This is a genomic window from Pseudoalteromonas sp. Ps84H-4 (assembly GCF_024124645.1).
In the GTDB taxonomy this organism is placed as follows: Bacteria; Pseudomonadota; Gammaproteobacteria; order Enterobacterales; family Alteromonadaceae; genus Pseudoalteromonas; species Pseudoalteromonas lipolytica_C.
Window position 1 is genome coordinate 1 of sequence record NZ_JAMXSK010000032.1, and the last position, 12,440, is coordinate 12,440.

Annotated in this window: 7 protein-coding genes; all 7 read right to left on the reverse strand. The window is 44.3% G+C overall.

All coding sequences use genetic code 11. The features are described 5' to 3' along the window. On the reverse strand, positions 1–127 hold a 127-nt coding region (locus NH454_RS19980), incomplete at its 3' end, for a GTP-binding protein (protein ID WP_033023824.1). Positions 128–187: 60 nt separating this feature from the next. Then, entirely contained in the window at positions 188–2,302 is a 2,115-nt protein-coding gene (gene fusA / locus NH454_RS19985; protein ID WP_135922805.1) for an elongation factor G, read from the reverse strand. Between the two features lie 27 nt (positions 2,303–2,329). Next, positions 2,330–2,800: a 30S ribosomal protein S7 gene (gene rpsG, locus NH454_RS19990; protein WP_054554834.1), complete on the reverse strand. Its 471-nt coding sequence runs from the start codon at positions 2,798–2,800 to the stop codon at positions 2,330–2,332. Positions 2,801–2,897: 97 nt separating this feature from the next. Then, on the reverse strand, positions 2,898–3,272 hold the full coding sequence (gene rpsL / locus NH454_RS19995; protein ID WP_002958885.1) for a 30S ribosomal protein S12: 375 nt from the start codon (positions 3,270–3,272) through the stop codon (positions 2,898–2,900). 189 nt (positions 3,273–3,461) lie between these two features. Further along, the gene (gene rpoC / locus NH454_RS20000) at positions 3,462–7,634 is read right to left on the reverse strand and encodes a DNA-directed RNA polymerase subunit beta' (protein WP_135922806.1); all 4,173 of its coding nucleotides are present in this window, start codon (positions 7,632–7,634) and stop codon (positions 3,462–3,464) included. A 97-nt stretch (positions 7,635–7,731) separates the two neighbouring features. Next, complete coding sequence (rpoB, locus tag NH454_RS20005; RefSeq protein WP_135922807.1) at positions 7,732–11,757, reverse strand: DNA-directed RNA polymerase subunit beta; 4,026 nt, start codon at positions 11,755–11,757, stop codon at positions 7,732–7,734. A gap of 272 nt (positions 11,758–12,029) precedes the next feature. Then, complete coding sequence (gene rplL, locus NH454_RS20010) at positions 12,030–12,392, reverse strand: 50S ribosomal protein L7/L12 (RefSeq protein WP_135922808.1); 363 nt, start codon at positions 12,390–12,392, stop codon at positions 12,030–12,032. Between the last annotated feature and the right edge of the window lie 48 nt (positions 12,393–12,440).

The window sequence follows — 12,440 nt, forward strand, 5'->3', positions numbered from 1 at the left end:
CACCACCGTATACTTTTGCAAGTACGTTAGTGATTGCTGCTGTTAGAGTTGTTTTACCGTGGTCAACGTGGCCGATTGTACCAACGTTTACGTGCGGTTTTACGCGTTCAAACTTTTCTTTTGCCATCTTAAAAAATTCCTATAAAGAAATTAACGCCTGACCCACTATTGGGCCAGACAAGCTAAATCATATAACAGCGCGAGCTGCAATTATTGCATCTGCAACGTTCTTAGCGGCTTCTGCATACTTCAAAAACTCCATAGAGTAAGATGCACGGCCTTGTGTTGCAGATCGCAGATCAGTTGCATAACCAAACATTTCAGAAAGTGGGACTTGCGCATTAATTTGCTTAAGACCACCGAATGCTTCTTCCATGCCTTCGATCATGCCGCGGCGACGATTTAAGTCACCAACTACATCACCCATGTTTTCTTCAGGAGTGATAACTTCAACCTTCATTACTGGTTCTAGAAGAGCTGGGTTTGCTTCAAGCGCACCTTTCTTCATCGCCATTGAACCTGCAATCTTAAATGCCATCTCATTCGAGTCTACATCATGGAATGAACCATCAAATAGAGTCGCTTTAACGCCAAGTAATGGGTAGCCTGCCAGCACACCTTGAGCCATTTGCTCTTGGATGCCTTTATCTACCGCAGGGATGTATTCTTTAGGAACCGCACCACCAACAACTTCGTTAACGAACTCGTAAATTGGCGCATCATTTTCCGAAATATCCATCGGTTCAAGTTTAAGCCAGACGTGACCATATTGACCACGACCACCTGATTGACGTACGAACTTCCCTTCAACTTCAACAGCTGAACGGATAGCTTCACGGTATGCTACCTGCGGCTTACCAACGTTACATTCAACACTGAATTCACGTTTCATACGGTCGACAATGATATCAAGGTGAAGTTCACCCATACCAGAAATAATAGTCTGGCCTGATTCTTCGTCAGTTTGTACTCTGAAAGACGGATCTTCTGCCGCTAGTTTACCTAACGCGATACCCATCTTATCTTGGTCAGCGATTGTGCGAGGCTCAACCGCAACAGAGATAACTGGTTCTGGGAACTCCATACGCTCAAGCGTAATGATTGAGTTCGGATCACACAGTGTTTCACCTGTTGTTACGTCTTTAAGACCAATAGCCGCTGCGATGTCGCCTGCGTAGACTACTTTGATCTCTTCACGTGAGTTTGAATGCATCTGAACGATACGACCAAGTCGCTCACGCTTACTTTTAACTGGGTTGTATACCGCGTCACCCTGTTTAACAGTACCAGAGTAAACACGGAAGAAGGTCAAGGTGCCAACGAACGGGTCTGTCGCAATCTTAAAAGCAAGTGCGGCAAACGGTGCGTTGTCATCAGCAGGACGTTCATCCTCGGTACCATCTTCTAAGATACCTTGGATTTGTTTCACTTGTGTTGGTGCAGGCATATATTCAATAACGGCATCAAGCACAGCTTGAACACCTTTATTTTTAAATGCACTACCACACGTCATTGGAACAATTTCGTTTGCTAATGTACGCTGACGTAAAGCTGCTTTAATTTCAGCTTCAGTCAGTTCTTCACCTTCTAGATATTTATCCATTAGTTCTTCTGAGGCTTCAGCAGCGCTCTCAACTAAGTGAGAACGCCATTCTTCTGCAAGCTCAAGAAGTTCTGCCGGAATTGCCTCATAAGAGAAAGTCATGCCTTGATCTTCGGCATTCCAGTTAATGGCTTTCATCTTAATAAGGTCAATAACACCTTTAAAGTCGTCTTCAGCACCAATTGGTAGCTGAATTGGAACAGGCGTTGCTCCAAGACGAGATTTCACCTGGCTAACCACTGTTAAGAAGTCAGCGCCAGTGCGATCCATTTTATTTACGAAGATCATGCGAGGAACTTCGTATTTGTTCGCTTGACGCCAAACTGTCTCAGTTTGCGGCTGTACACCAGATGAAGCACAAAGAACAACTACCGCACCATCTAGTACGCGTAAAGAACGCTCTACTTCGATAGTGAAATCTACGTGTCCTGGAGTATCAATGATATTGATACGATGGTCGTCAAATTGAGCGTCCATCCCTTTCCAGAAACACGTTGTTGCAGCAGAAGTGATTGTGATACCACGCTCTTGTTCCTGCTCCATCCAATCCATAGTTGCAGCACCATCATGTACTTCACCGATCTTATGAGAAAGACCTGTGTAGAACAGAACACGTTCTGTTGTTGTGGTTTTACCTGCATCTACGTGAGCGCAAATACCGATATTGCGATAGCGCTCAAGTGGAGTTGTACGTGCCATATGATCCTCTTAAAGGTTAAGGACAGATTACCAACGGTAATGAGCGAATGCTTTATTCGCTTCAGCCATACGGTGAACGTCTTCACGTTTCTTAACCGCAGTGCCTTTGTTGTCAGCAGCGTCAACGATTTCTTGAGCTAAACGTAAGCCCATAGATTTTTCGCCACGCTTACGTGCAGCGTCTACTAACCAACGCATACCTAATGCGTTGCGACGTACTGGACGTACTTCAACTGGTACTTGGTACGTTGAACCACCAACACGGCGAGATTTAACCTCTACCTGTGGGCGAACGTTTTCAAGTGCAGCTTCAAAGATTTCTAGGTGCGACTTGCCTGATTTCTCAGCAGCCACGTCTAACGCACCATAAACGATTTTTTCAGCAGTAGATTTCTTGCCGTCTAACATTACTACGTTAACGAATTTAGCAAGAAGTTCCGATCCGAACTTAGGATCTGGAAGAATTTTACGTTGACCTATTACGCGTCTTCTAGGCATTTTGTATCTCCGGTATCTTCAGGTTTGCTCTTTTAGAGTCAATACCCAAAACAATTAATTTAAAAATTTAGTGCTTGGCCTTACTAACGGAGAACCATTAGCCCTTAGGGCGTTTAGCACCGTATTTAGAGCGAGCTTGACGACGGTCGCTAACGCCTGCACAGTCAAGTGCACCACGTACAGTGTGGAAACGCACACCTGGTAAGTCTTTAACACGACCACCACGGATAAGGATTACACTGTGCTCTTGTAGGTTGTGGCCTTCACCACCGATGTAAGATGTTACTTCGAAACCGTTTGTTAAACGAACACGCGCTACTTTACGTAATGCAGAGTTTGGTTTCTTAGGTGTAGTTGTATATACACGAGTACATACACCACGCTTTTGCGGACACGCTTTAAGCGCAGCTGAGTTACTTTTAGTAACCTTGCTACGACGTGGCTTACGCACTAGCTGGTTAATAGTTGCCATTTAAATAGCTCCTGAAATTAAAATTACTACTGAAAAAATAAAAACGCCCTGTTTACATGCTCGTTACTAAACGTGCAGGCAAATGGGTGGCGGAATTTTAATGAGCAAAGTTTAACCTGTCAACCTTAACTCATCGTAAGGCAGCAGATAACTGCCTTACGATTTCTTAATCCATTGATTAAGTTGAGATTATTGGTTTCCAGAGATATCTGCGTTAAGTGCATCAGTTAGTGCTTGAGTTGCCTCTTCAGCGCTTACTGTTTGCTCTTCAACGATTTCACCTTGCTTGCGACGGTTCAAACGGTCTTGGTGATACGCAAAGCCTGTACCAGCTGGGATCAGACGACCCACGATTACGTTCTCTTTAAGACCACGAAGCTCATCGCTCTTACCATTTACAGCTGCTTCAGTTAGGACACGTGTTGTCTCCTGGAATGACGCTGCTGAGATGAAAGATTCGGTTGCAAGTGACGCTTTAGTGATACCCATTAATTGGATTTCAAATTTAGCTGGGATCTTGCCTTGCTTTTCAAGCTCACGGTTCGCGATATTTACGCGTGCCACTTCAACTTGTTCACCGGCTAAGAACTCAGTGTCACCGCCGTCAAGGATGATACATTTACGTAGCATCTGACGAATAATTGTCTCAATGTGCTTGTCATTGATCTTAACGCCTTGCAAGCGGTAAACCTCTTGCACTTCGTTAACGATGTAGTTAGCTACATGAGTTACACCACGTAGGCGTAAGATGTCATGTGGTGATTCTGGACCATCGGCGATAACCTCACCTTTAGACACTTGCTCACCTTCGAACACGTTAAGTTGACGCCATTTAGGGATCATCTCTTCGTATGCGTCACCCTCAGCTGGAGTGATTACAAGACGCTTCTTACCTTTAGTTTCTTTACCGAAGCTAATAGTACCTGTGATTTCTGCAAGGATTGCAGGATCTTTCGGTTTACGTGCTTCGAATAAGTCAGCTACGCGAGGTAGACCACCCGTGATGTCACGAGTTTTCGAACCTTCTTGCGGAATACGTGCAAGTACGTCACCTGGGTTTGCAGTTGCACCGTCTGTTACTTCAATCGTTGTGAATGAAGGTAGACGTGTTTCTTGCAGACCACGCTCATCGCTTTCGATGATTAGTTTAGGTTCTTTCGCATTCGCTTTACCTAAGTCTTTAACAACCACACGTGTTAAACCAGTTAACTCGTCTGTTTGTGCTTCGGTATTTGAGTCATCAATGTCGCTGAACGAGATTTTTGACTTGTGCTCAAGAACGATTGGGTGACTATGCGGATCCCAAGTTGCAACGATATCGTTACCTTGAACTTCTGCATTATCTTGTACAGTTAACACCGCACCGTAAGGAACTTTATAACGCTCTTTCTCACGACCAAAGCTATCGATGATAGTGATCTCTGTTGAACGAGACGTGATAACAATCTTACCGTCTGTGTTTAATACGTACTTCGCATTGTGTAACTTCAATGTACCGTTAGTTTTAACTTGTACACTGTTTTCAGCAGACGCTCGAGATGCCGCACCACCGATGTGGAAGGTACGCATCGTAAGCTGTGTACCCGGCTCACCGATTGATTGTGCCGCGATAACACCTACTGACTCACCTGGGTTGATGATGTGGCCACGCGCAAGGTCACGACCGTAACACTTAGCACATACACCAAAGTCATTATCACAAGTGATTACTGAACGAACGCGTACTTCATCCACTGAGTGCTCTTCTAAAAGGTCACACAGTTTTTCGTCAAGCATGATGTTACGCTCAACAAGTACTTCGTTTGTACCAGGGATTAATACATCTTCAGCAACAACACGACCAAGAACACGTTCGCGAAGTGCTTCTACAACGTCACCACCTTCGATAAGCGGTTTCATTGTTAAGCCATCTTCTGTGCCACAATCGTCTTCGTTGATTACTAAGTCTTGTGCAACGTCTACTAGACGACGCGTTAAGTAACCCGAGTTTGCTGTTTTAAGTGCTGTATCGGCAAGACCTTTACGCGCACCGTGCGTCGAGATGAAGTACTGTAGTACGTTTAGACCTTCACGGAAGTTCGCCGTGATTGGTGTCTCGATGATTGAACCATCTGGACGTGCCATTAGACCACGCATACCCGCTAACTGACGGATCTGAGCGGCGCTACCACGTGCACCTGAGTCTGCCATCATAAACACTGAGTTAAATGAAGATTGCTCTTCTTCTTCGCCTTTCGCGTTGATTACAGTGTCTTTTGATAAGTTCGCCATCATCTCACGTGATAAGTTTTCATTTACACGTGACCAGATATCGATAACTTTATTGTACTTTTCACCAGCCGTTACAAGACCTGATTGGAATTGTTGGTTGATTTCAGTTACTTCAGCTTCCGCTGATTCAATGATTTCTGCTTTAACCGGTGGGATAACTAAGTCATCGATACCGATTGAAACACCTGACTTCATTGCGTAGTGGAAACCGGTGTACATTACTTGGTCAGCAAAGATAACAGTATCTTTAAGACCTAGACGACGGTAACACTCGTTTAATAAGCCAGAAATTTGTTTCTTACCTAGGGCTTGGTTGATTAACTCAAACGGCATGCCTTTAGGTAGGATTAGTGAAAGAATCGCACGACCTACTGTTGTTTCAACAATAGATACTTGCTCAACTGCATCACCATCTTCAGAGCTAATTGTCTCGCTGATACGTACTTTTACGCGTGCATGTAACTCAGCGTTACCGCTGCGGTATGCTTTTTCAGCTTCTTTAGGATCTTTAAATACAGTACCTTCGCCTTTCGCATTGATGCGATCACGCGTCATGTAGTAAAGACCTAATACAACGTCCTGTGAAGGAACGATGATTGGCTCACCATTCGCTGGAGATAGGATGTTGTTTGTAGACATCATTAGAGCACGTGCTTCTAACTGTGCTTCAAGCGTTAACGGTACGTGTACCGCCATTTGGTCACCATCGAAGTCAGCGTTGTACGCCGCACAAACTAATGGGTGTAAATGGATCGCTTTACCTTCGATAAGCACAGGTTCGAACGCTTGGATACCCAAACGGTGAAGTGTTGGTGCACGGTTAAGTAATACTGGATGTTCACGAATTACTTCGTCTAATACATCCCATACTTCTGCCACTTCACGCTCAACCATCTTCTTAGCTGCTTTGATAGTCGTAGCCATGCCGCGACGCTCTAGTTTGCCATAGATAAATGGTTTGAATAGCTCAAGTGCCATCTTCTTAGGAAGACCACACTGGTGTAGTTTAAGCGTAGGACCTACTGTGATTACAGAACGGCCAGAGTAATCTACACGTTTACCAAGTAAGTTCTGACGGAAACGACCTTGCTTACCTTTGATCATATCAGCAAGCGATTTAAGAGGACGTTTGTTAGAACCTGTGATCGCACGACCGCGACGACCGTTATCAAGTAGCGCATCTACCGCTTCTTGTAACATACGTTTTTCGTTGCGTACGATAATGTCTGGTGCTGCTAGATCTAATAGACGCTTAAGACGGTTATTACGGTTAATAACACGACGGTAAAGGTCATTCAGATCAGAAGTCGCAAAACGACCACCGTCTAGTGGTACTAATGGACGTAGATCAGGTGGAAGTACTGGAAGTACAGTCATGATCATCCACTCAGGGTTGTTACCTGATTGGTGGAAAGATTCCATTAATTTAAGACGTTTAGTGATCTTCTTACGCTTAGTTTCAGAGTTAATTGTTGGTAACTCTTCACGCATTTCAGCAATTAATTGGCCAAGATCAAGTTCACGAAGCAAGTCTAATACTGCTTCAGCACCCATCTTCGCTTCAAACTCATCACCGTGCTCTTCAAGTGCATCTAGGTACTCTTCTTCACCTAAAAGCTGACCACGCTCAAGCGTTGTCATACCAGGCTCAGTTACTACGAATGATTCGAAGTAAAGTACGCGCTCGATGTCACGAAGTGTCATGTCTAGCATTAAGCCGATACGTGACGGTAATGATTTTAAGAACCAAATGTGCGCAACTGGGCTAGCAAGCTCAATATGACCCATACGGTCACGACGCACTTTAGTCAGCGTTACTTCAACGCCACACTTTTCACAAATAACACCACGGTGCTTAAGGCGCTTATATTTACCACATAAACACTCATAATCTTTCACTGGGCCGAAGATACGGGCACAGAATAAGCCGTCGCGCTCAGGCTTGAAAGTACGGTAGTTGATTGTCTCAGGTTTCTTTACTTCACCGTATGACCATGAACGAACCATATCTGGCGAAGCAAGACCAATGCGAATTGCATCGAATTCTTCGGTCTTATTTTGTTGCTTCAGAAACTTAAGTAAGTCTTTCACCTTAGCTCTCCTGTCGGAGGTTAATCTTGAGGGCGAACCAATCGCCCCTACATTCTATTCGGCCTAACAGGTGCGGCTTACGCCGCACCTAAATGGCTTAATTTTCTTCCAACTCGATGTTGATACCCAGTGAGCGGATTTCTTTCAACAATACGTTGAACGATTCTGGCATACCTGGTTCCATCTTATGGTTACCATCTACGATGTTCTTATACATCTTAGTACGACCGTTCACGTCATCCGATTTCACTGTTAGCATTTCTTGTAGAGTATATGCAGCACCGTATGCTTCTAGTGCCCACACCTCCATCTCACCGAAACGCTGGCCACCGAACTGAGCTTTACCACCCAGCGGCTGCTGAGTAACAAGGCTATAAGAACCAGTTGAACGTGCGTGCATCTTGTCATCAACCAAGTGGTTAAGTTTCAGCATGTACATGTAACCAACAGTTACTTGACGTTCAAACTGATCGCCAGTACGGCCATCATAAAGTGTAACTTGACCGCTTCTTGGATAACCACCAAGCTCTAGTAAGTCTTTGATCTCGCTTTCACGAGCACCATCAAAGGCTGGAGTTGCGATCGGTAAACCACCTTTCAAGTTTTCAGCTAAGCGACGAACTTCATCATCAGAGAACGAGTCGATATCAACTTTCTGACGACAATCACCTAATTCGTAAACTTTCTTAACGAAGCTACGGATTTCGTGCAGTTCACGCTGCTCTTTCATCATTTCTTCTAAGCGCTCACCCACACCACGTGCAGCAAGACCCATATGTGTTTCTAGGATCTGACCGATGTTCATACGTGATGGTACACCTAGCGGGTTCAGAACGATGTCTACCGTACGACCTTTGTCATCGTATGGCATATCTTCAACTGGTACGATAGTCGAGATAACACCTTTGTTACCGTGACGACCCGCCATCTTATCACCCGGTTGGATACGACGTTTAACAGCTAGGTATACTTTAACAATCTTAAGTACGCCTGGTGCTAAGTCATCACCTTGAGTGATCTTACGACGTTTGTTTTCAAACTTCTTATCGTATTCAGCTTTAAGCTCATCGTACTGAGCAGCTAGTTGCTCAAGTTCAGCTTGCTTGTCTTCTTCAGCAAGGCTTTGCGTAAGCAGCTTTTCAGCATTTAGTGATGCAATTGAATCTGCGCTCAGACCTGCGTCAATAAGTAACTTACGAGCACGGTCTAATACACCAGCTTCTAAGATACGGAACTCTTCGTTGAAGTCTTTCTTCGCTTCGCGAAGCTGCATGTCTTCAACTTCTAACGCACGCTTATCTTTTTCAACACCGTCACGGGTGAAAACTTGTACGTCGATTACAGTACCAGTTACAGAGTTTGGTACACGTAAAGAGCTGTCTTTAACGTCTGACGCTTTCTCACCGAAGATAGCACGTAGTAGCTTTTCTTCAGGTGTTAATTGCGTTTCGCCTTTCGGAGTCACTTTACCTACTAGGATATCGCCGCCTTTAACTTCAGCACCGATATAAACAACGCCTGATTCATCAAGCTTGCCTAGTGCAGATTCACCTACGTTAGGGATATCTGCTGTGATCTCTTCTGGACCTAATTTAGTATCACGTGCGATACATTGTAGTTCTTGAATGTGGATAGTCGTTAGACGATCTTCTTGAACTACGCGCTCAGATAGTAGGATTGAATCCTCGAAGTTATAACCGTTCCATGGCATGAATGCCACGCGAAGGTTTTGACCAAGTGCTAAGTCACCTAAGTCAGTCGAAGGACCATCTGCTAATACGTCACCACGTGTTACCGGCTCACCAACCATACAAGTTGGCTTTTGGTTAATACATGTATTTTGGTTTGAGCGTGTGTACTTAGTAAGGTTGTAAATATCGATGCCCGCTTCACCAGGAATACGCTCATCTTCATGTACATTTACAACGATGCGGCTTGCGTCCGCATACATTACTTCACCACCACGCTTAGCAACGATAGTTACACCAGAGTCTTTTGCTAGTGTAAGCTCAATACCTGTACCTACCAGCGGCTTGTCCGCGATAAGTGTTGGTACTGCTTGACGTTGCATGTTTGAACCCATCAATGCACGGTTAGCATCATCGTGTTCTAGGAACGGGATAAGTGCTGCCGCTACAGAGATCACCTGTTGTGGTGATACGTCCATATATTGCTGATCCATTTTGCCCATAAAGGTTGATTCACCTTTGTGACGACATGGAATTAGTTCATCAACAAACTCATTGTTTTCGTTCAAGTTTGAGTTCGCCTGAGCGATAACAAACTGACCTTCTTCAATGGCTGATAAGTAATCTACTTCATCAGTAACTACACCATTTACCACTTTACGGTAAGGTGTTTCTAAGAAACCATAGTCATTCGTACGTGCGTACGTAGACAATGAGTTAATTAGACCGATGTTTGGACCCTCAGGCGTTTCGATTGGACATACACGACCATAGTGAGTTACGTGAACGTCTCGAACTTCGAAGCCAGCGCGTTCACGTGTTAAACCACCCGGGCCTAATGCAGAAATACGACGCTTGTGCGTTACTTCTGAAAGCGGGTTATTTTGGTCCATGAACTGTGATAACTGAGATGAACCGAAGAACTCTTTAACCGCTGCCGAGATTGGCTTAGCGTTAATTAGATCTTGTGGCATTACAGCGTCAAGGTCACCTAAGCTTAAACGCTCACGTACAGCACGCTCAACACGTACTAGACCAACGCGGAATTGGTTCTCAGCCATTTCGCCAACACTACGGATACGACGGTTGCCTAAGTGGTCGATATCATCAACATCGCCAACACCGTTACGAATAGCGATAAGCACTTTCATAACAGCTACGATGTCTTCTTTCGATAATGTGCCAGGGCCTGTATCAGTGTCATAACCTACACGGCTATTGAACTTCATACGACCAACTGTTGATAAATCGTAACGCTCTTCAGAGAAGAACAAGTTATCAAATAAGGCTTCAGCCGCGTCTTTCGTCGGTGGCTCGCCTGGGCGCATCATGCGATAAATTTCTACTAATGCTTCTAAACGGTTGCTTGTTGTGTCGATACGTAATGTATCTGACATGTAGGCGCCGCTGTCCACTTCGTTGATATATAGTGTATCAATCTTAGTGTGACCTGCTTTAACCAATTCAGCCATTAGCTCAAGTGATAGCTCGTCATTCGCATTTGCGATGATCTCACCCGTTGACTCGTCAACGTAGTTTCTAGCTACAACACGACCAATGATGTACTCGTGAGGTACTTCTAATTGGTTAATACCTTTTTTCTCGATGTTCTTGATGTGACGCGCAGTAATACGACGACCCGCTTCAACAAGGACTTCACCGTCATCGCTCTTGATATCAAAAGCGGCAGTTTCACCACGTAAACGTGAAGGTACAAGTTCCATAAGAACTTTACCGTCAGTAACTTCAAACGCAGTAGTATCAAAGAAGATATCTAGGATTTCTTCTGTAGAGAACTCTAGTGCACGTAAGATGATAGACGCCGGTAATTTACGACGACGGTCAATACGTACATATAGGTTATCTTTTGCATCAAACTCGAAGTCTAACCATGAACCACGGTAAGGAATTACACGCGCGTTATAAAGTACTTTACCTGACGAGTGAGTTTTACCGCGGTCGTTATCAAAGAATACACCAGGGCTACGGTGTAGCTGAGAAACGATAACACGCTCTGTACCATTGATTACAAAGGTACCGGTATCAGTCATGAGCGGAATTTCGCCCATGTAAACTTCTTGCTCTTTAATGTCTTTAACTGTGCCTGGTGCTTCTTTGTCCATCACCACAAGACGCAATTTTACGCGAAGTGGAGCAGAATAAGTCACACCGCGAATTTGACATTCTTTTACATCGAATACTGGCTCACCAATACGATAACTTACGTATTGAAGCTCAGAATTTCCCGAGTAGCTTTTGATCGGAAACACAGAACGGAAAGCAGCTTCCAAACCGTGATCGCCATCAGCGTCAGGGACTAAGAATTTTTTAAACGATTCTAACTGCGTCGACAGTAAGAAAGGTATATCCAAAACTTGTGGACGTTTACCAAAATCCTTACGGATACGTTTCTTTTCAGAATAAGAGTAAGCCATGGGGTTCCTCAGCTTGCTGATCTTTGACCCGACCTGTTCTTGTAAGAACAGACTTAACTGGCATCTATGCCAAGATGTACAACATTAAATTGTTGTTCTATTTTGCTCTGCCACTTTCAACACCAAAAGAGGTAACAACTTGAAAGTAAAGAGAAAATTAGATTTTATTTGCGCTACAGGATTGTGTCGCTCTATAGCGCAAAAAGGCCGGTGATTAAATAATCACCAGCCCTTGCCTGATTTCTCAGGCAGCGAACCTAGCGTAAGCTAGATTACTTGATCTCAACTTCAGCACCAGCTTCTTCAAGATCTTTCTTAAGTGCTTCAGCTTCTTCTTTAGATACACCTTCTTTGATAGGTGCAGGAGCTGATTCAACAAGTGCTTTAGCTTCTTTAAGGCCAAGACCAGTTGCACCACGTACAGCTTTGATAGCTGCAACCTTGTTAGCGCCAGCGCCAGCAAGGATTACGTCGAACTCAGTCTTCTCTTCAGCAGCTTCAGCAGCTGGACCAGCAACAACAGCAGCAGCTGCAGTTACGCCGAATTTTTCTTCCATTGCTTCAACTAGAGCAACAACGTCCATTACTGACATTTCAGCAATAGCATCAAGGATTTGGTCTTTAGTTACAGACATTACAAATTTCCTAATTATTACGGACTAATTTTAGTCCAAAAAAATATT

Bases quoted from the DNA above. Each gene is read 5' to 3' on its own strand.
- fusA (WP_135922805.1), bottom strand. From the start codon at position 2,302: ATGGCACGTACAACTCCACTTGAGCGCTATCGCAATATCGGTATTTGC.
- rpsG (WP_054554834.1), bottom strand. From the start codon at position 2,800: ATGCCTAGAAGACGCGTAATAGGTCAACGTAAAATTCTTCCAGATCCT.
- rpsL (WP_002958885.1), bottom strand. From the start codon at position 3,272: ATGGCAACTATTAACCAGCTAGTGCGTAAGCCACGTCGTAGCAAGGTT.
- rpoB (WP_135922807.1), bottom strand. From the start codon at position 11,757: ATGGCTTACTCTTATTCTGAAAAGAAACGTATCCGTAAGGATTTTGGT.
- rplL (WP_135922808.1), bottom strand. From the start codon at position 12,392: ATGTCTGTAACTAAAGACCAAATCCTTGATGCTATTGCTGAAATGTCA.